General features: G+C 58.3%; 13 protein-coding genes and 1 pseudogene. 10 read left to right on the forward strand and 4 right to left on the reverse strand.

All coding sequences use genetic code 11. The features are described from left to right. Positions 1–123: 123 nt before the first annotated feature. Positions 124–843 (reverse strand): Fic family protein, encoded by a 720-nt coding sequence (locus CI603_RS04900; RefSeq protein ID WP_259465478.1) that lies wholly within the window; start codon positions 841–843, stop codon positions 124–126. A gap of 715 nt (positions 844–1558) precedes the next feature. On the opposite strand from CI603_RS04900, the gene CI603_RS04910 reads away from it, so the two are divergent. Further along, positions 1559–2440 carry a bifunctional 2-polyprenyl-6-hydroxyphenol methylase/3-demethylubiquinol 3-O-methyltransferase UbiG gene (locus CI603_RS04910; protein WP_220702260.1) on the forward strand — a complete coding sequence of 294 codons (882 nt, stop codon included), beginning with the start codon at positions 1559–1561 and terminating at the stop codon, positions 2438–2440. 290 nt (positions 2441–2730) lie between these two features. Here CI603_RS04910 and CI603_RS04915 read toward each other — a convergent pair whose 3' ends face one another. Beyond that, positions 2731–3585 carry an AraC family transcriptional regulator gene (locus CI603_RS04915; protein WP_046322609.1) on the reverse strand — a complete coding sequence of 285 codons (855 nt, stop codon included), beginning with the start codon at positions 3583–3585 and terminating at the stop codon, positions 2731–2733. 714 nt (positions 3586–4299) lie between these two features. Between CI603_RS04915 and CI603_RS04920 the strand changes: the two genes are divergently transcribed. Both CI603_RS04920 and CI603_RS04925 read left to right on the forward strand, forming a co-directional pair. Continuing rightward, positions 4300–4749: a MarR family winged helix-turn-helix transcriptional regulator gene (locus CI603_RS04920; protein ID WP_121913267.1), complete on the forward strand. Its 450-nt coding sequence runs from the start codon at positions 4300–4302 to the stop codon at positions 4747–4749. Beyond that, a complete protein-coding gene (locus CI603_RS04925; protein ID WP_121913268.1) occupies positions 4746–6164 on the forward strand; it encodes a DHA2 family efflux MFS transporter permease subunit in 1419 nt (472 codons plus the stop codon). Before CI603_RS04920 ends, CI603_RS04925 begins: the two co-directional genes overlap by 4 nt. Positions 6165–6177: 13 nt before the next feature. Here CI603_RS04925 and CI603_RS04930 read toward each other — a convergent pair whose 3' ends face one another. Further along, on the reverse strand, positions 6178–8349 hold the full coding sequence (locus CI603_RS04930) for a glycoside hydrolase family 127 protein (protein ID WP_121913269.1): 2172 nt from the start codon (positions 8347–8349) through the stop codon (positions 6178–6180). After that, on the reverse strand, positions 8346–9845 hold the full coding sequence (locus CI603_RS04935) for an oligopeptide:H+ symporter (protein WP_046322601.1): 1500 nt from the start codon (positions 9843–9845) through the stop codon (positions 8346–8348). The genes CI603_RS04930 and CI603_RS04935 overlap by 4 nt, the downstream gene beginning before the upstream one ends. 266 nt (positions 9846–10111) lie before the next feature. On the opposite strand from CI603_RS04935, the gene CI603_RS04940 reads away from it, so the two are divergent. The 7 genes and pseudogenes from CI603_RS04940 to CI603_RS04965 all read left to right on the forward strand — a co-directional run bounded on the left by CI603_RS04940 (position 10112) and on the right by CI603_RS04965 (position 21370). After that, a complete protein-coding gene (locus CI603_RS04940; protein ID WP_183122248.1) occupies positions 10112–10963 on the forward strand; it encodes an AraC family transcriptional regulator in 852 nt (283 codons plus the stop codon). Between the two features lie 135 nt (positions 10964–11098). After that, positions 11099–12163: a hypothetical protein gene (locus CI603_RS04945; RefSeq protein ID WP_121913271.1), complete on the forward strand. Its 1065-nt coding sequence runs from the start codon at positions 11099–11101 to the stop codon at positions 12161–12163. A 277-nt stretch (positions 12164–12440) separates the two neighbouring features. Next, positions 12441–13004 (forward strand): hypothetical protein, encoded by a 564-nt coding sequence (locus CI603_RS04950; RefSeq protein WP_121913272.1) that lies wholly within the window; start codon positions 12441–12443, stop codon positions 13002–13004. 683 nt (positions 13005–13687) lie between these two features. Further along, positions 13688–14404: pseudogene (locus tag CI603_RS09265) on the forward strand (InlB B-repeat-containing protein); the annotation flags it as partial. A 3-nt stretch (positions 14405–14407) separates the two neighbouring features. Continuing rightward, positions 14408–17164: an InlB B-repeat-containing protein gene (locus CI603_RS04960; protein ID WP_147438284.1), complete on the forward strand. Its 2757-nt coding sequence runs from the start codon at positions 14408–14410 to the stop codon at positions 17162–17164. 347 nt (positions 17165–17511) lie between these two features. Then, entirely contained in the window at positions 17512–17715 is a 204-nt protein-coding gene (locus tag CI603_RS09015) for a hypothetical protein (RefSeq protein WP_183122254.1), read from the forward strand. After that, entirely contained in the window at positions 17639–21370 is a 3732-nt protein-coding gene (locus CI603_RS04965; RefSeq protein WP_121913274.1) for an InlB B-repeat-containing protein, read from the forward strand. Before CI603_RS09015 ends, CI603_RS04965 begins: the two co-directional genes overlap by 77 nt. The last annotated feature ends 204 nt before the right edge of the window (positions 21371–21574 follow it).

A 21574-nucleotide genomic window follows, 5' to 3' on the forward strand; every position in this document is an offset into this window, starting at 1 on the left:
GATACAGCTGCCGGGTATGCCACCGAAGTCAGAGCAGTCGACGAGGTCATGCCTGACTAACACCATGTGCTGATCACTGTGCTCGTTTGACCATTACCAGCCCAAAGCGAGGGGCGTTACAGGTCAGGGACGTCCATCTGAGGATGACATATCGTCCCTGTTATCCCAATGCTCAGCCTGCAATACATGCTGCCTGTTCCACTTGGCCAAGTGACGAATGATCGTCTGATCGCTGTTGAGATAATAAGCGGCCAGCTCCCGGTTGAACCAGGTCCTGTCCTTATCACTGGTGGGCACAGTGAGCGGATGCCGGTCGCCATGCGCGATCAGCAGCCCATTGCCGGCGAGCAGCGCAGTCCTCTTATTGCCGTCGCCAAATGGCTGCAACTTGGCCAGTCCGGCAAAAAGACGCACCGCATCTTCCAGGATGTCTTCTCCAGTTGCTCCCCCAACGGTGCTTTTTATCAGGGATGCAATGGTGGCAGAATCAGGCACGGGTGGCTCGTACCTCCCCAAAGGGGTGCTGACCATGACGGGGGTGCGTTCGTCGCGCAGCTTGCCTGGTTCCATGGCAGCAGTCCTTGTCAACTGCGCGTTGATGGACTTCACGTAGGCCAGGTCGATCGGCTCGCGAGCATAGTCGTAGTGCAGGGTGTAGTCCGCGGCCTGCCGCAAATCTAGCAGAAGGTTGTAGTCGGCCTTGGAATTGACGACCTGGGGATTGCCGGTGCGCAGGAACTCCTCAGTGGCCATGAAAGTCGACTGCAGCCCATCAAAGGTGCGGCCCATGGAGTACAGGAGCCCGGCAAGTTGTTTGGTGCTCAGCGATCCGTACTCGCACATGTGCGTTTCCTTCCGTTCCCGTTCTGCTTAGATTCTCTCATGCCAGCCGTATTCTGCATCAGCTGTTCTCGCCCGGCTTCCGACCGACCAGCCGCAAAGAGCTCAACTCCAGTGGGCAAATCCTCAATGCGGCGGTGACACTTACTATGTCCAGGAACCAGTCGCTCGAACATGTTTGCCGGATTCTTGCTCAAGGTATTCACGTGTTCCTCTTTCCTGTTGCGTCGTGCGGCTTATCGAGCAACCCATTTTCAGGTGTCACGTATACAAGACAAGGAAACCGAAAAGTTCATTGTCGAGAGGGCTTACATCCCCCTTCCCGTGCCTGGACTCGTAGCACTCTGTGTCCTGCACAACGCTTTCGAAAGAATCCAGGGGGGGGGGGCTTGCATGGAGTGGTAGCCGATAAGATGTTGTATCCCATAGTTCATGACACAGCATCGATAGACTTATTGACACCATGGCAGAACCTGATATTTGGACCATAGCGCAATCGATAATTGGGCAAGACTTAACTCAAAGTTAAAATACGATTGGAGTATGCGAATCGCTCCAAGGCACCCCGTATTTGCCAACGCAGTGGATATTGAGGATAATAAAAAAGTTGCATATTCGCGCATGACTAGCAAACCTGCACAAATCTGCACTTGAAAACCTGTTTTTGAACATCGACCGGCTTGATCATTGTCGATAAGCCTCATCCGAAAGGAACGCCATGTCTCATCAAATGCACCAGAACGAGGATGTAGAGGATAATCTCCTCAACTGGAATGACAGGGCAGTTGTGCATGCCAACGGTGGCTATGGAGACCTTGACGCTTTTGCGGATGATCCATCGGCCCTGTCGTCAGTAACCCTGCGCGATCTGGAGGTTTTGAAGCCGCATCTTCCAGAACACAGCATCAAAGGGTTGCACCTTTTGCATCTGCAATGCCATATAGGCTCTGATACCATCTCATGGTGGCGTTTGGGGGCACGAGACGTATATGGCCTGGATTTTTCTCCCACCTCGCTGGATTATGCCAGGAAGCTATCTGAACGGGCCGGAGCATCCATAACCTATGTTCAAAGCGATGCTCGATGCGCTGCCGATGCCATGCCTGATCAGAAAGGCTCGTTCGATGTAATCGTCACCAGCTGCGGAACCATCACTTGGCTTCCCGATCTGAAAGACTGGGCTTGTTCAATCGCCTCTCTTCTAGCAGACGGTGGAATATTCATGATCCGCGACAACCATCCACTGCTTTTCGCCTTGAACAATGAGGGCATGTCGATAGTTCAAGATTATTTTGGCGGAACAGAAACGACCTACGAGACGGATCAAAGCTACACGTCAGCAACCGACTCGCTCGAAGATGGGACAAAACCCCAAATTACCCACACCACCAATCACAATTGGGCTCATGACTTCCAGGAAATAAGCAGTGCTCTTCTGGATGCCGGACTGACTATAGAGGCCATCGGCGAGCATAATGTGGACGACTGGCAGTCACTGCCAATGCTTGAGTACAGTCCAGACCTCCAGGGATGGATCATGCCCCACAATCAGCCTCAGATCCCCCTGACCTTCTCGATGGTAGCCAGAAAGAAAGTTTGACCGGGCAAGTACGAGCGTGGTTTTGCTTAGACATGGTCTGACTTGGCCCGGCGGCCCGTCCAGCAGATTGGCTTCTGTTAATTGCGTTGCAGCATAAGTTGCGCAACGCAATTAACAGAAGCACTCCGTGCCGAATTACGATAACGCATTATCGTTCACCTTCGATCCCGCCAATGTCGAGGGACAGATCCGTGGAAGGCCAGGCTATGAGATTAGGTAAACCGCGCATTTTAGAAATGCTTTTATACGGGTAAGCCGCTGGAGCCGATAGCACAATCAATACGTGTCAGTTACTCGCCTTGCTTGAGTCTGCGATACTTCATGGGCGTCAAGCCCGTGCTCTTCTTAAAAGAGGCACACAGTGAGGATTCGGATGTGAAACCGCACTGCTGACAAATCTGTCGTATGGACATCCCTGTGTTTACCAGCAAATACTGCACCGCATGTATACGGGAATCCACCAGGTAGGCATGCGGCGTGATGCCGGTTTCCTGCTTGAACAATCGAATGAAGTGGTACTCGCTCAGAAAGACTCGTTTAGCCAGCTCGGAGACGGTGAGCGGCTCATACAAGTGGGAGGACACATAGGCAATCGTGTCCTCAACCACCTCCTCCTGCTTTCGCCTGAAGGAGCGCGGCTGCTCATCGGCAAACTCGGTGAGCAGGTCGGTGATGTATTTGGACATCCTCGCTTCCGAATAGCCGTTTTCCGCTGTCATCAAGGAGGTAATGGTCCGCATCCGTTCCAAGGCGTAGGTCTCGGAAGAGAGCATGAAGACATTGCCCAGCTTTCTGATGATGTAGTCGTAGTAGGGCCGAGCCATGACGCCGTCGAAGTGGAGCCATTGAGCGGTCGTTGGGACATCAGTGCCGTAGGCATGGTGCGCATAGCAATTGACCAGCGCAAACCGGCCCTCCTCAGCTACGAATGAGCCTTCAGGCAGATCCAGCGTCAGCCTGCCGTTATCGATATGGATGATCAGATAACTGTCAAATGATCGCCGCTCCAGCCTATAACCGGGTTCATAGGAGAATTTGCCCACCCGCAGCGGATAGAAAAAGGTCGTTCGCGCAATAGCCGAAGGAGTGTGAATCAAAAAGTCAGAAGCATTGACATCGATGCCGTGTTCAGCAGGCTTCGCCACGATGTACCCTCCTTTCCGCACGAATCACGACAGTTGCTCCTGACGACCTCTAAACGAACTCAAGACTAAGCAAACAACCGTTGGCTTCGACCTTACGCATGAAGCCAGGAGACAATACATACATCAGCCTTGGAGCTTTATCCTTGCCGATACGGCAATGCCGTTGTCTCATACTCAAACAATACAAGGCAATGGCAAAGCTCCCATTTACTTTAAGAAGATCAGTGTACGTTGAAGCCCTGTTGCTTACTACATTCCTTAAGGTGCTTCTGCCAGACATCCACACCTTGCTTCAGAGTCATCTTCTTGTCGGTATAGGCAAAACCGGTGTCGTCAGCGAATACGGTCCGCGCATAGACCTCGAAAGGGACAGTGGCGCGACCAGGAATCACATCGCTTGCCGCCTTGGCACCAGCCCGACGACGGCAGCTGAAATACTGATCATTTGGATAACTGTACTGAATGCAACTTGGGTCCTACAGGCCCGCCATCGCTCAAATAAGGAGCAACAGTTATCGAGGCTCAAAACGGCAGACGAATTGAACTTGACCTCTGTCCGCAGAAGTTACTACCCGGCAGAATCTCGCAAAACTCAGGAACAAAGCCGAGCCTTCCGAAGACTACTTCGACAACCTATATATACGCACACATGCGCTTGTCCATACCCGGGAGATTATTCATTAGGTAGCTAACAATCTATCCAAGGGAGAGCCTTTGAGCGAAGACTACGGCAAACGAATCAAACGGGCGGCCAACCTCATGTCACGATCCATGGATGCCTACGCGGCCCAGTACGGGCTGACCGGCACGCAGATGTCCATCATCGACTTCCTGGGCGAGTCTCAGGACCACACCCAGCGGGACATCGAGATGGAGTTTGACATCCGCCCGTCCACAACGACAAAAATCCTGCAGCGAATGCAGACCAGCGGACTGGTTGCCGCCAAACGGGATCCCAGAGACGGCCGTCAACGCATCATTGCTCCCACCGCCAAGGCCCGGGGCCTGCAGAAAGCCGTACGGGACTATATAGACAGCCAGCAGAAGGCCATGGATCGCCGGTTCAACCAGCGTGATTTAGATGCTTTCGACCGCGTGCTGGCCTATTTCATCGCCTTGAATTCCGATGACTCCGCCCAAGCCGGAAAGGAACCTCGCCCATGAGCAGAACCAAGGAGCAAAGTACAGCAATCCCCCGCAGGGTAATAGGCGCCGTGGTAGCCACTGGCATCATGTCCTTCTGCGGCGTGATTGTGGAAACGGCCATGAACATCACCTTCCCTGCGCTCATGAGCCATTTCGGCATCGGAACCTCCAGCGTGCAATGGATGACCACCCTCTACCTGCTGGTCGTCGCCTCCATAACCCCGCTCTCGGCGGCCCTCAAGCGCCGATTCCGCAGTCGAACCCTCTTTCTGTGCGCCAACCTGCTCTTCCTGACTGGACTGATCATCGACGCACTGGCTCCGGTCTTTCCCCTCCTGCTGCTGGGAAGGGCCATACAGGGGCTGGGCACCAGCATCGCCCTGCCTCTGATGTTCAACATCATCCTTCAGGAGGTTCCGACAAAACGCATCGGCACCATGATGGGCGTGGGCACCCTGATTACGGCCATCGGACCGGCCGTCGGCCCCACCTTCGGCGGTCTGATAGCGACCACCATCGGATGGCGCTTCGTCTTCATCATCCTGATCCCCGTACTGATCATCTCGCTGGTGACGGGCCTGGCCTGCATACCCTCGGTTCCGGTTGCGGCGAACGGGGAAGAGACCGGTTTGGAGCCGCTTGACGTGTTCCTGATGGTCCTGGGCTTCGCAGGCCTGATCTTCGGCATCAGCAACGCCTCAGCAGGATGGCTCTCCTGGAGATTCGGCGGAGCTCTGATTCTAGGGATTGTCGCCCTGGCAGCGTTCACTCTTCGCGCCCGGCATCAGGCCCAACCGATCATCGACGTACGCCTGTTCAAAGACCGGCGCTTCTCCCTGCACGTCGGCGCCTATATCCTCTTCGAGATCAGCGCTCTGGCGCTCTCGTTCATCCTGCCCAACCACCTGCAGCTGGTTGATGGCTGCACCTCGCTACAGGCCGGATTGGTAGTGCTGCCGGGCGCGGCGATCGGAGCTGTTCTGGCCCCACTTTCCGGCAGGCTCTACGATCAACTGGGCCCGCGCATTCCCATCATCAGCGGCAGCTGTGTCGCCCTGATTGGCCTTCTGGGATTTGCCCTGACCGCCCGTCGGCTGACAGCCCTGGCCATCCTGATTCTCTATATTTTCTTCATGCTGGGCATCGGGTTGAGCTTTGGCAACATCATGACCAACGGCCTGCACCGGCTGAGCCAGGAGCAACAGGCCGACGGCAACGCCATCTTCAACACCGTCCAACAGTTCGCCGCAGCCATCGGCAGCAGCCTGGCGGCCACCATCGTCGCAGCAGGCCAGGCCGCAGTCGCAGACCGGCGGCTGGGCACCGTCAACGGCTCCCAGCATGCCCTGATCCTGTTGTTGATCATCGGCGCCCTGGAGGTTCTGCTGGTCCTGGCCGCCCTGCACCGCTCTCAGAAACCGCAGCACGCTTGAGGGATGGCGGCCTTCAGTCCACGTCCAGGAAAACCCTCATCTCGTTTTCGCCACGGTTGGACCAGGCGAAATAGGGAATCAGGGTGGCTGTGGCCGGCATGCGACGGACCGGTTGCCATTGACGGTAGAGCGGAGCAGTATCAGCTCCCTCTGCTGACTCCCGCCAAGCGGGCACCCGCAGTTTGACCATGCCGCGGCTGATCTTATCGACATGGCCCTCGGCCTGAGGATCGTCAAGATACGCCCCGGCCTGGAAGGTGAAGGGCTCGACTTTCACACGGCTTGCATCACCCGACAAGGCGCTGCCGTCCAGATGCAGCAGGTGCAGGTTGGCCCCATTGTCCCTTTCCTCGGCGCAGTAGACTATGGGTCCCCTGGTCACCGCCACCTTGCCTGCATCCTGACTGACCAGAGGGTTGGCGGCAACGACATGCACTGGCATGTCGAAGTCGATGTCGATCCGATCGCCCTGCTTCCAGGGACCGGAAAGGTAGAGGTACCCCTGTTCCACACGTCGGCTGATGGCAGCCGAGGAACCTTGGCCTGTGTGAACGGTCACCGCATCGGCAGCTGCATCGCCGCCAGCCCAGGAAGGCAGACGGAGAGCCAGGGTGGTCTGACCGTCGCCGGAAGCCTCCACCTCTAGGCTGATTCGACCCTTCCAGGGCAGTTCCGAATGCACCCGCAGTGCGATTGACCCCTCCCCTAGGTCCGCTTGAATCCTGCCGCCGATGTAGAGGTGCACAAAGAGCGTGGACCCGTCCTCGGCCAAGGTGTAAGCGTAATCCTGCACCGATTCGACCAGCCGTGCCAGGTTGGGCGGGCAGCATGCGCAACCGAACCACCGTTTGCGCACGATGGGTACGTAGCTGTAACGGGGATCCTTGTTCCGCTTGGTCTGCGGCCTGACCTCGAGGGGATTGCCATAGAAGAAGCTCTTGCCATCCATGGCCATGCCGTCAAGCACTGTGTTGTAGAGGGCCAGCTCCATCACGTCGGCATATTCGGACCTGGGGTCCAGCTGCAGCATTCTTCGGGCGAAGAAGACCATAGCCACAGAGGCGCAGGTCTCACAATATCCGGTGTCGTTGGGCAGGTCATAGGCGTAGGAGTGCGATTCTGCATCCGCGTCGGCACCCACCCCTCCCGTGACGTAGAGTTTCTTGTCAACAATGTCACGCCAGAGGGCATGCACCGCCTCATTCAGTGCAGGGTCCTCGGTCAGCCGGGCCACATCAGCAGCTCCGGCGTACAGATACCCGGCCCTGACCGCATGACCCACGGCTTGACGTTGCTGAGCCACCGGCTCATGGGCCTGGTAGTAGGCATAGGGTGCTGGCCTGCTGTCGTCGATAGTGAAGTCGGCATGCTCATAGGCTGCCCTCTGCCGATCCTCCTGCTCGAAATAGAGGGGGCTTGTTCCCCGCTGATTGACAAAGTAGGCCGCCAGGTCCAAATATCGCTTGATTCCGGTGGTCTCGTACAGGCGGATCAGAGCCATCTCGGCAATCTCATGACCCGGATAGCCATGCAGCTGATTGTCGTCCGGCCCGAAGGTCGCGGCTACATAGTCGGCGAACCGCTCGGCCGCATGCAAAAGCTTGGTCTTGCCCGTGCCCTGGTAATAGGCGATGGCACCTTCTATCAAATGGCCCAGGCAGTAGAGCTCATGATGATCCTTGAGATTGGTGAAGTGCCGGTTCATCCCGTTGAGTATGTAGTAGGTGTCCAGGTATCCGCTGTCCAGCTGGGCCGCACAGACGATGTCGATGGCCCCGTCGGCCAGCCGCTCCAGCTCGGCATCCGGATGATGCGCCAGCGAGTACCCCACGGCCTCCACCCATTTGGAGAAGTCGGTGTCCTGGAAAACGTAACCATAGAACTTGTCCGGATCGGGATGATCCGGGTCTTCCGGCAGGCAGTGGAACCCCTGATTGGTGTAAGTCGGCGGCTGGAAGTCTCCGCTCCCCTTTTGCCCATTCAGCCTCTTGTTGAGCGCGGCGGCAGCGCGGAAGTTGTGCATGCAGTAGCTGGGCGAAGCGCCAGGCACCTGATCGTTGAGGGCCCTCCATTGGTAGGGCAGGACCGCTGTTCTGACCAGCTCCTGCTCGGCTGACCAGAAGGGGTCGTCGACGCTGGCCTGGCTGATGTCAATAGGCCCGCTCATATTGAATTGCTGACTCATGCTGCCATCTGCCTTTCTATGTGACGACTGAAGACGGTCAGCACCAGCGCAACGGCCACCAAGGCCACCGCAACGATGGGGAAGAGATAGACCTGCTGGTCGGCCGTCTGGAAGAATTTGAAGAAGATGATGGCAATGGCATTGCCGATGGCTGCGGTCTGGTTCCATGCCGTCTGCAGCTGGGTCTCGTAGGACTCAGGAGAAAGCCCGGAGACCAGAGAACTGCCGATCGGGCCGACGAGCTGGTCGGACAGGGCCATAAAGGCGTAGTAAATCAGCACCCACCACAGGGAGTAGCCGGAGGATCCGCTTCCGCCCAGAATCAGGGAGGGTATGGTCAGCGTGAAGAAGGCCAGGGCCGTGACCAGCAGTCCCATACCATACTTATAAGTGGTCCGGATTGCCCCGGCACGAGTCTTGGTCCACAGGAAGATGAAAATAGGCCCGGCTATCAGGTCCATGACCATGTAGATGACCTGGAGCGAGCCCGGAGCTATGGTGATGCCGAAGATCACCCGGTTGACCTTCTTGTCCAGGAAGATGGCGATGGCGCTGGTCAGCAGGGTAGCACCCAGGGCCATGACGATCTGAGCGAAGAAGAACCAGAGAAAGGCCTGAAGATGGGTGTGGTCACGGGCGGTCAGGTCCTTTTTGGTGAACAGGTTGACCAGGAAGCAGATGGGCACCACGAAGGCGAAGGTGGTGACGGCGTTGATTATGGCATTCAGGTTGAAATGCTTGGTCAGGACCAGGGCGGCGATGATCAGCGCCAGCACAACCAACCCGATGACCAGACCCTTGAGTATCCGCTGGCGCTCCCGGGCCGACAGGGGCTTGATGGGAGCCTCACCCAGGGGTCCGAAGAACCGATACTGGGTGAAGAAGATGGCCGCGCCGTAGAGAAGAGCGAAGACCCCTGCCACAGCGAAGCCGATATGGTAGTTGCTCAGACCGATCTGGCCCACCACGACCGGGGTGATGATTCCGGCCACCGTGTTGGCGAACTGGTGGATGGTGAAGGCCGCGTCGCGCCTGCGAGCGTCCTCCTTGCGGTAGAGCTGCCCGGTCAGGGAGGCGTTGGACATACCCATGATGGGCATGGACAGCAGCACCAGGGCGATGTAGGCCATGGTCTGCCCGAAGACCTGACTGGTCGGCGGTATAGCCAGGATGAAGAAGGCTATGGCCTTGAGCAGGTTGCCTAGGATCAGTGCCTTACGCATTCCCAGGACCCTGTCGGACAGCCAGCTACCCACGATATTGAGCAGTCCGTTGGCCGCACCCATGGCCGCGATCATCAGAGCCGCATCTCCCTGGGAGAACCCCAGCCCCTTGGAGAAGGGGGTGTAGAGGTAGTAGATCATCAGGGCGTAGAAGGCGCCCCAGGCGGCCGAGTTGCAGAAATTGCCCAGAGCCAGGGTCCCGATGGCACGAGGGTGTCCGAAGAAGCCCTTGTCGTCCCTGACCTCTTCCAAGGTGCTCTCCGTGTGTTTCATGATTGCATCGCTCCCGGAATGGTGGTGAATTTATAGAAAAGGTAGATGATTTTGAGGTATAGATTCTTTACAGCCACCTGGGTCACCAATCCCTGCGCTGGTATGGTCCGGTCTGCCACAGTCGTTCCGTCTCCTTCTGACTTGCTTAGGCCCCACTGCCTATGCTGACTTCAATGGTAACGGGGGTGCATTTCGTGTCTGGTGGCTTAGAATTCACAATACGTGGAGCATTTTTACCGATTCTTCCCGATGAGAGGTCGACTTTCATGACATTGTTCTATGACCAGGACAGCCATCCCCAGCCCGAGCTGGTCTCTGCCGGCACCTTCATCGGCGACCCGGGCTGGCAGCACAGCAGACGCATCATCAGCACCTTCGAAATCATCTGCAACATCCAAGGCTTGCTGCCCCTGCAGATTGGCGACACACGCTACATGGTCGGGCCCGGCACCTTCCTGATCGTCCCGCCCGAACTGGAGCACAAGGGATTCCGCACCATCACCGAAAGCCTGAAGTTCGATTGGATGCATTTCAGTCTGCCCGGCCTGACCCCGGTCGAGGGCACTGGCGATGACCCCATTGTTGATGAGACTTCGAGCATCCTCCTGCCTGCCTACAGTGAGAATCTGCTCATGGATCGAATCACCGTCATCACCAACCAACTGCTGGACGTCTGCCAGATGCACGGCGACCAACGCTATCTGAACGCCATCCTGGCCTGTGTGCTCTACGAGGTGACTATGCAGACCAGGCAGCTGCTGCACACCCAATCCATGAATCTGCACGAGCTGCAGCCGGTGCGCGACTGGATCCGCATCCACGCTCTGGGACCCATCAGCCTGGGGCAGATCGCCGACTACTTCAACTACAACAAGAGCTACCTGTCTCGCAAATACCGGCAGAAGTTCGGCATCACCATTTCCCAGGAGATCGAACGCTTCCGCATGGAGGCGGCCAAGTCGCTGCTGGTGGAGACCGACGACACAGTGGAAAGCATCGGGGCCATCGTCGGTTACAAGGACGACAAATACTTCATGAAGGTGTTCAAACGCAGCACCGGCATCAGCCCCACACGCTACCGCAGAACCTTTCATCAGCGCCACTTCAACTCCCACTGAAGCCGACCACAGGGTCGAGCGAAGGGAACAATAGGTGGTTTTTATTGACTCAATCCTCCCCGCCAAAGAGGTTTCGCCCATAAGTCCCATAGGATGAAAACAACAAGGTGATTCCGCAATGAAGGGAGATCCCCAATGCCTCATACCAATCCACCCCGGGTGATTTTCAGCCAGATGATCGATTCTCGACGCATCGAACTCTACTGGGATCAGGAGGTGAAAGGAGCCGCCGATCCCCGGCATTTCCGCCTTTCCCTGGACGAGCATCCTCTGCCACTGATGGAGAGGACCGACGTGGAGTGGAACCTGCTCAACGTCTATGAACCCATCAAAAAACGGTCCACGCTGATCACCAGGGAACCCTTGGATTTCACTGTCCTGGGACGCCTGACCATACGTGCGGACGCGGCCATCGTCAACCGACAAGGCCAGCATGCCGACCCGGAGGTCGAGATCGTGGTCAACAACTGGCACTATCAGTACACCCAGTTCACCAACTGCCGCTGTGGCATCCCCATCGAATCGTCGGACGACGTCAAGCACCACACCCGGCTGCTGGCGGCCGAACTGATCGACACCATGCTGTCCGCATCGCCGCAGGTAGCCAAGACCATGATCGCCGAGGGCGCCAGGGTCGCCATCTATGGGCTGCACGAGGACGTCTATGACATACCCGAGCATCGCGGCGGTGCCCAGATCATGGATCGGCCGGTGGAAGGCTATGGAGGCATGATCGGCGACCCGATCACTTCCATCTCCGCCGCCAACATCGAACGCATCACCGAGGGCGTACACCAGACCCGCTACCCCAATGAGTCCATACTGGCCCATGAATTCGGCCACGCCATCCACCTTCTGGGCATCAACCGCCTTGAGGATCAGAGCCTGGCTCACCGAATCCAAGCCGCCTACAGCCATGCACAGGAGACGGGTCTCTGGCCCCACACCTACTTGATGGGCAACATCGAGGAGTACTTCGCTACCCTGACCTCCATGTGGTTCAACGTCATGGCTGAGAGCGCCGACGACAACTGGGACGGCGTCCGGGGCCCACTCAACACCAGGAACGAGCTACGCGAATACGACCCGACCGGCTACGACCTGCTGGCGGACATATACCCGCAGACCGCACTGCCCTACCCCTGGAACACCAACCCGGTCAACCATGACTACAGCGGGCATATGGACCAGCTGCCCTGAGAGCACCCGCTGTGACTTCGGGCCTGCTGACAGTGGGGATCGCTCGTGATGTTAACCCGATTAACAGGAAGGAAGAGTGGCGGCTAACCAGGTAAATATGGCCAGCATTCGACCGCGAATGATACGAGTCGGCAAATATTGAGTCGGCAAGTATTTTGTATACTTGGAGAAAGAGATATACTTGCCTCAGCTAATAACCGCTCTTCTGAGTTATGAAACTTAAATCAATCTAATTAACAATGTTGTGAACCCTCCACCACCTGCGTAAGGAGAACTGATGAAGGAGACAAAGGCTTTTGGACAGACAGACTTTGATCCTGCAGAGGCGCATGAGCGGGATTCCCGGGTACGCGTGGGACGGCTCACGGCATTGCCAGCCCAATTCCGCAGCAAAGCAAGAACAGCTGGGGCTATCTGGAAAAAACAAATAATTGCCCTCGTAGCAGTATTGATGAGTGTGGCCCTGTTCTCGGGTTGCCAGGGATCGAATAGGTCAGAGCCATCAGTAAAACAGGTCTCCAATTATCTTTCATCGTTGACAAAGTACAACGTTTCTGGTGACGGCAGTGTCAAAACCATCTCTGCAAACAAATCGGGAACCCTGTATGTACTGGCACAGCGAGCCGACCTCAAGCGGACTGATGCCGCGCAATGCAAGGTGAACGGGCAAGCCATGCAGCGTTCTTCTTCTGACATAAATTACCCAGCAGGTGACGGAAAGAATTTCTTCCCATTCGCACAAATCGAGATCGCGCAAGGCAACCCACACAAGCTCTCTTGCAACCAACCGAGTGGGACCAAATTAATTGCGTTGCTCGACCCGCATATCCGAAACTTATAGAGGCCAGACCAGCGATGCAATCGAGCTGCAGGAAGTTTACCGAAAGCAGCTACGTATAAAACAGCAGACGTGCGTCCCACTCTGCCTGCCGTCTGGAACCTCTGAAGTCGTGGAACAGTAAGCAACGAAACCCGATATTCAACAACCTTTACGGCCCGAATATCGTCGTTAAGAAGCCACAGTGCAGCTATAGCCTGAGTGTTACAAGGCCAGGTATGATAAAGTTGTTTCAGATTGTCGGGATTGTACCTGGCCTACGGCTGGCCTGAAAGATGGGGGTATCCGATAGCTTGGCCGCTGTTCCTGGGGGAAGGGGATCGTAATTAGCATGCGTCAGCATTCGCACACAATAGGTAGACCAGCTATGGCCGTCAGTATTCTGCTCGCCATAATCCTGCCCGCAAGCCTTATCGCAGGCAGTTTTGCCACAGCTGACACTGCTGCAAACGAACCTAGTGCGGCCGACACTACCGCGCCAGCCGCACTAGAAGGCACCGGGGGGGGGGGGTCGTCAAACCCCTCGCGTAGCTAAGCAAAATTCCGGCATTTCCTCCAGCAAGGCAACATCGCTCAGCACACCGACAACACCTGAATCTCCACTAGCTTCACCATCTCCGCTAAGCACATATTCCCCGCTAGCCACTTCTTCTCCTCTGCATTCCACGCCAGAGAACACCCGCAACATAGGCAACACAGCCCATAATCTCCCACAAACGCGCTCAAACACCCAATACACCGTTACTTTCAGCAATCCCCAAGGCACCAATACAACCCAGACAATCACAGACGGCGAGCGCGCAATACGGCCGGCCGACCCGACCAAGGACGGCTACCTTTTCGACGGATGGTTCATCGGCAATACCTCCGTCGCTTATGACTTCAACCAGCCGGTCACCGACAATCTCACCCTCACCGCCAAGTGGACCAAGGGTGCTGGCACCTGGAGCATCAGCCCTGATCACGGGCCTGAAACCGGCAATACCAAAATCACCATTACGCCGCCTGCGGCCCAAGGCCTCCGATTCGGCCAAATCAGCGCCGGCAACAGCCACTCTCTGGCCATAGGCTCAGATGGCAACCTCTACAGCTGGGGCAGTAACCAGAATGGGCAACTAGGACGCAACATTGGATCGGCTACATATGATGCCAAGCCGGGCCTGGTCGCCAAACCCGCGGGAGTATCAGACAACTTTACCTGGGTGCAGGCCAGCGCAGGATATGACCATTCTCTGGCCATAGGCTCGGACGGTAACCTCTACAGCTGGGGCATCAACCAATACGGTCAGCTGGGCCGCAGTATTGGATCAGCCACAAAGGACGCCCAGCCAGGCCTGGTAACAAAGCCCGCAGGAACCACAGGGTCCTTTACCTGGTCGCAGGCCAGCGCAGGGGGCAGATCTTCTATGGCAATCGGTTCCAACGGCATTTTGTACAGCTGGGGATACAACCAACTAGGGCAGCTGGGAAACGGTAGCCGGGACTCGCAGACCCATATCAAACCTGGCCCCATCAAGAATCCGTCAACAGCAACAGGCCCATGGAGTAGGGTCAGCGCAGGGTACGATCATGCCTTGGCGATAGGCTCAGATGGCAAAATCTACAGCTGGGGCAGCAATAACCATGGGCAATTGGGCAACGGCGACTCAAGCTCCTACTGGAGCACTACACCTGTAAAAGTCCAAGTACCCGATACCCTCACTATTACCCAGATCAGCGCAAAAAGCGACTCCTCCCTTGCTCTCACCGCTGATGGCAGCCTGTACACCTGGGGCTGGAACGACAATGGACAGATAGGACGAGGCGCTACCGGATCCACCGCCTTCTACGTCAATCCAGACAAGCTCACCGTGAGCGGAGTCAGCTTCACACAAGCTGGCGTAGGAAGAGGAACCACGCTGGCACTGGGATCCGATGGCAAGCTCTACGGTTGGGGAAAGTACGGAAAGACGCCTATCTCAGGCGCTCCCAGCCAAATCACCTTCACACAGGTCAGCGCTGGAGACGATTATCTTTTGACCGTAGGCTCTGACGGCAACCTTTACAGTTGGGGTAACAACCAGTATGGCCAACTAGGGCTCACCGACAATGTCGGCACATCAACAGGTGCCCGAACACCAAAGCCCGCATCCTTCCCTGACACGGCCACTCCCAGCTCCGTCGACTTCGGTGGGACAGTGGGAACGAACCTGACGGCCAACGCCGACGGCACCTGGAGCGTCACCACACCCCAGCATGCAAAGGGAAAGGTGGACGCAGTCATTGCCTGGAGCTTGAACGGAATACGACCAGACGCACGCCTCTCGTACACTTACGATGGCCCATATACAGTCACTTTCGCCCAAGGTAGCGTGAATGCACCCGTCTCTGGCATACCCTCCAACCAATATGTATACGAATGCAGTCGGGCGAAGCGTCCGTATCCTGATCCCAAGGCGGCCGGTTTCCTGTTTGATGGCTGGTTCCTCAAGGACGCCAAAGGGGATTCCAAGGTGGCTTATGATTTCAGCCAGCCGGTCACCGCGGACATCACCCTGGTCGCCCATTGGAGCCCTACCAGCACCGGCGGCTGGTCGATCAGCCCAGACAAGGGCAACGTGCTGGGCGGCCAGCGGGCGACCATCACCCCGCCCAGACTGAGCCGCGGCATCCGTTTCAGCCAGGTCAGCGCCGGCGGCTTCCAGGCCGGGGATTTCCAAGGCTTCTCCGTGGGCGTGGCCAGTGACGGGAACGCCTACGCCTGGGGCAGCAACCAGCATGGCCAGCTGGGCCAGGGCACCGCCGGCAGCACTCCGCAGAAGACGCCGGTCAGGGTTCCCCTGCCGGCTGGCGTGGCCTCCGGGTTCACCTACAAGCAGGCCGTGGCGGGCGGCTACCATGTGCTGGCCGTCGGCAGCGACGGCATCGTCTACGCCTGGGGGGCCAACGAGCACGGGCAGCTCGGCAACGGCAATGTGGACGCAAACCGTACCAAGCCGCTGCCAGTCAAGGGTGCGGACGGCCAGCCCTTCAAGGCCGTCCAGGTGAGCGCCGGCGCCTTCGACTCGGCGGCCATCAGCCCGGATGGGCGCGTCTACACCTGGGGCAGTGAAAACAACAACTTCACCGCATACAGCACACCCAAACCGACCCCGACCCTGGCCAAGGACCCCAACGGCTCCAGCCAGGGGCTGCACGCGGCCCAGGTCAGCCTGGGCTGGAGCTTCGTCATGGCCATGGACACGGATGGCAGCCTCTACACCTGGGGATACAACAACTACGGGCAGTTCGGCAACGGCACAGCCACGGGGGTATACAGCACCACGTACGCCGCCGACCCGGCACGCGTGCCCGACCCCAAGGACACGAGCAAGACCTTCAAAGCCACGCAGGTCAGCGCCGGAGCCAACCACGCCCTGGCCATCGGCCAGGACGGCACCGCCTGGGCATGGGGGTACAACGACCGCGGGCAGCTGGGCGACGGGTCGACAACCAGCAGGCCCAGACCCAAACAGATCCAGGATCCCGCAAACCCAGGCCAAGCATTCGAGGCCGCATGGGTCAGCGCCGGCGTGCACCACTCCCTGGCCATCGACCGGAACGGCGCAGCCTGGGCATGGGGATGGAACAGCGACGGCCAGCTCGGCGACAACACCACCAGCGACCAACCCGCGCCCATACGCGTGTCGCCGCCCGCGGGCCAGGGCAGCGCCGGCACCGGGCTCGCATCCGCACGAATCAGCGCAGGACGAAACCACTCCCTGGCCGTCGGCCAGGACGGCAACACGTACAGTTGGGGCGACAACCAGTACGACCAGCTCGGCACCGGAAACGACACGACACAGAGCCGCACCCCGGCCCTGGCCGCCTTCAACCCCAAGCTGCTGATCACCGGTGTCAAGTTCGACCAGACAGTGGTCGGCACCCTGCAACAGAACCCTGACGGGTCCGTCACCCTGGTCACCCCCGCCCACAGTCCGGGACTGGCCGACGTGATCGTGGACTGGACCCTGGGCGGCGCCGGCCAGACCCAGGCGCGCCTGGCCTACACCTACGAAGGCGTCCTGCCACTGACGGGCGGCGATGGGACCATGATCCTCCTGCTCGCCGCCGGGCTGCTCGCCGCAGCCGGCGCCGCCGCAGCCGGACGCCACCGACGGGAAGCCCGCATCCTGCACGTCTAGAATCTTCACCCGAGTAAGCAAGCCGGGCCGTACCCCAAGACGGCCCGGCCAAACCAGGGTGGCCCCGCCAATCCCCCAACACAACGGAGCCACCCACCTCACTTCATTAGAATCCCACTCCCACGCCAACCCCATCTGCAGCGATAACGAACAATCAGGATGATGCCTGATACAGACTTATAGCTCGCTTCTCCTAGGCCCTGACAAGGTCTGCATAAATAAGTCCGCCGGAGTGATAAAGTTATTGCAGATAAGGCCGGGATTGAGCCCGGCGTGCGGCAGGGGATCCGGACTGGGGAGTTCCGGGCATGAAGCCGCAGGTCCTGGGGAAGGGGATCATGCTTAACATGCGTCAGCATACGAACACGCATAGCCGTCCGGTTATAACCGCCAGCCTTCTGATCGCCGTCATCCTGCCGACAAGTCTGATCGCCGGCGGTCTCGCTGCGGCCGACACGGCTACTAGCGAACCTGTTGTGGCCGGCGCGAGCGCGCCTGCCACAACAGGCGGCACCGGGGGGGGGGGGTCGTCAGACCCCTCGCGTAGCTAAGCAAAATTCCGGTATTTCCCCCAGTAAAGCAACGTCTCCAACTTCACCCCTCTCTACACCATCGCCCCTAACAACAACCTCCCCGCTAAATACAGCGCAGCTGCCGTCACCCACCATCCCAGCACCTAATAAAAGCGTTGATCAATCACAACCACGGTCATCCGCTCAACATACCGTCACTTTCAACGACCCTGAACAGCAAACCAGCACAGAACAAAAGATCACGGACGGAAACCGTGTAAAGCGACCCGCAAATCCCTCAAGAATCGGCTATGTGTTCGACGGATGGCTCATAGGAGACACACCCGTCGCCTATGACTTCAGTCAGCCGGTCACCAGCGATATCACCCTGACAGCCCACTGGATACAAGGCTCCAGCACGTGGAGCCTCGATCCCGTCCATGGACCCGCGAGCGGCAACACCAAGGTCACTCTTACCCCGCCCGTCATACCCAATATTCGGTTCAGTCAGATCAGCGCAGGAAATAACTTTGCTGTGGCATTGGGATCAGACGGCAACATCTACAGCTGGGGTTCCAACCAGAAAGGCCAGCTTGGTCGAACAGCCAGCAGTAGCCTATACGATCCAAACCCCACACCCGGCAAGGTCGACAGACCCGCAAACGTACCATCCGACTTCACATGGGTTCAGGTCAGCGCAGGAAACACTTTTGCCCTGGCTCTCGGTTCTGATGGCATTCTCTATAGTTGGGGAGACAACGACTTATATGAGCTTGGACGCGACGGTGTTTACAATCTCTTCGGCGGTGACCAAACACCGAGGCCTGTAGACAAGCAAGACACCATCAAATTCACCCGCATCAAAGCAACAGCAAACCACGCTATGGCTTTTGATTCCCTTGGAAATCTCTACAGCTGGGGGTGGAACGAGTATGGACAACTGGGTCATGATGGGGAAACTCAGCAAGTCAAAGAACCGGCTAAGGTCGACAAACCTGCAAATACATCATCCGATTTCTCCTGGGTTCAGGCTAACGGAGGGTTCTACGATACGATTGCAATCGGTTCAGACGGCAACCTCTACAGCTGGGGAAACAACGACTTCGATCAACTGGGCCGCGACACCACTAATACAAGAAAGAATCCTATTCCTGGCAAGATTGACAAGCCCGCAGGTGTTCCCAGCGACTTCACATGGCTCCAGACGGGATCAGCCCATTACAATTCCATGGCCCTTGGCTCGGATGGAAACATCTATACCTGGGGTTCGGATCTTCAAGAAGTCATGCTGGGACGCGACCTGAGCCTCAATGCCGCCAATCGTCCGGCAGCTGTCTATAAACCTGCCAACATCAACTACATTGACTGCATGACGACTGACTACCACTCTGTGGGGCTCGGCTCAGACGGCAACCTCTACAGCTGGGGAACAGACGGAGACGGCGAGCTTGGACACGCTACACCAGTAAGCGGCCCAGGAATTGTGACCAAGCCAGACAGTAACCAAAATGACTTCACCTGGAAGCAGGCCAGCATAAACAATGGCTATACCATGGGACTCGGCTCAGACGGCTACCTGTATACCTGGGGCTTTAACTATTACGGCGAGCTAGGGCACGGCGCCGCCGGCGATAAAGAACGCGGAGTAGTGTCGACCCTCGGCACACCCGACCTCACTGGCATTAAGTTCGACGGAACCGCTATTAAAGACCTGTCGAAGAACACGAATGACAACACTTGGAGCGCCACTGCCCCGCCGCATGCAAAGGGGAAGGCGGACGTGACTGTCCAATGGACCATAAATGGGGCGTCGCAGCCGGATGTGCATTTGACCTATCGATACGACGGACCAAAATACACTGTCTCCTTCAGCAACCAAGACAACTCCTGTCCAACGTCTTCCGACATGCCCCAAAACCAGTCCGTTACTGAGGGCCGGCAGGCGATGCGCCCGTACCCCGATCTGAAGGCGGACGGCTGTCTGTTTGATGGTTGGTTCCTCAAGGACGCCAATGGCAAATCCGATGTGGCGTACGATTTCAGCCAGCCGGTCACCGCGGACATGACCCTGGTCGCGCATTGGAGCCCTGAGAAAGATTCCGGCTGGTCGATCAGCCCGGGCAAGGGCAACGTGCTGGGCGGCCAGCGGGCGACCATCATCCCGCCCAAGGCCAATAGAGGCGTCCGCTTCAGCCAGGTCAGCGCCGGCGGCTACCAGATGAGTGATGCGGCGGGCTTCTCCGTTGGCGTGGCCAGCGACGGGAACGCCTACGCCTGGGGCAGCAACCAGCACGGGCAGCTGGGCATCGGCAACACAACCAAGCAGAACAAGCCGGTTAAAATCCCCTTGCCGGACGGCGTGGATTCCGGGTTCACCTACACGCAGGCCGTGGCGGGAGGCTTCCACGTGCTGGCCGTCGGGAGCGACGGCATCGTCTACAGCTGGGGCGCCAACGACCACGGGCAGCTGGGCGACGGCACCACCGTCGAGCGTTCCAGGCCGCTGCCCGTCAAGGGTGCAGATGGCCAGCCGTTCAAGGCCGTCCAGATCAGCGCCGGCGCCTACGACTCGGCGGCCATCAGCCCGGACGGGCATGTCTACACCTGGGGCAGCGAGGGCAACAGCCGCGACGGCAACTTCAACCCCAGCTTCACCCAGCCGCGGAAGACGCCGACCCCGGCAGCCGCCCCCGACGGATCCGGCCAGGGGCTGCAGGCGGTGCGGGTCAGCCTGGGCTGGAGCTTCGTCATGGCCCTGGACGAGGACGGCAACGTATACGCCTGGGGATACAACAACTACGGCCAGCTCGGCAACAACAGCACCAGCAGCGCCTACACGGCCACACCCGCCAGGGTGCGCGACCCGAACAGCCCCAATGACCCAGGCAAAGGGCTGCAGGCCACGCAGATCAGCGCAGGCACGGACCATGGCCTCGCCATCGACAGGAACGGGACCGTCCTGAGCTGGGGGCACAACAACTCCGGCCAGCTCGGCAACGGCTCCACCTACGACCAGCCCGCCCCCGAACCGGTCAAGAACCCGGGTGGAAGAGGCAGTTTCACCGCCGTCGGCATCAGCACAGGAGTCATTTACTCCCTGGCCGTCGACAGCTCCGGCAACACCTGGGCATGGGGATACAACGCCTACGGCCAATTAGGCAACGGCAGCGTCTACCCGCTGCAGACACCCACAACAGTGCGAAGCCCCGACCCGTCCGCCGGCGCCAGCGCATCCCTGCAGGCCACGCGCGTCAGCGCGGCGCAATACCATTCCCTGGCCATCGGCCGGGACGGCAACGCCTACGCCTGGGGCGACAACTATTACGGCCAGCTCGGCAACGGAAGCGCAGCACAGAGCCGCACCCCGACCCTGGTCGCCTTCAACCCGGCACTGCTGATCAACGGCGTCAAATTCGACAAGACGGCCGTGGACCCCCTGGTGCAGAACCCTGACGGGTCCGTCACCCTGGCCACCCCCGCCCACAATCCGGGGCAGGCCGATGTCATCGTGGACTGGACCCTGGGCGGCACCAAACAGGAACCAGCACACCTGGCCTACACCTACGAAGGCGTCCTGCCCCTGACGGGCGGCAACGGCACCATGATCCTCCTGCTCGCCGCCGGGCTGCTCGCCGCAGCCGGAGCAGCAGCAGCCGGACGCCACCGACGGGAAGCCCGCATCCTGCACGTCTAGAATCTTCACCCGAGTAAGCAAGCCGGGCCGTACCCCAAGACGGCCCGGCCGACCAGGGTGGCCCCGCCAATCCCCAACACCACAACGGAGCCACCCACCTCTTTCATCCCGCCCCTAGCTCGCTGTTTTCTCCTGCCCAGTTATAGATAAGCAATAAAAGAGCCTTGACGAGTTCGTCAAATCATCGAGTCCTTTTTAGGACTA

The sequence above is a fragment of the Bifidobacterium sp. wkB338 genome (genome assembly GCF_003688325.1).
In the GTDB taxonomy this organism is placed as follows: Bacteria; Actinomycetota; Actinomycetes; order Actinomycetales; family Bifidobacteriaceae; genus Bombiscardovia; species Bombiscardovia polysaccharolytica.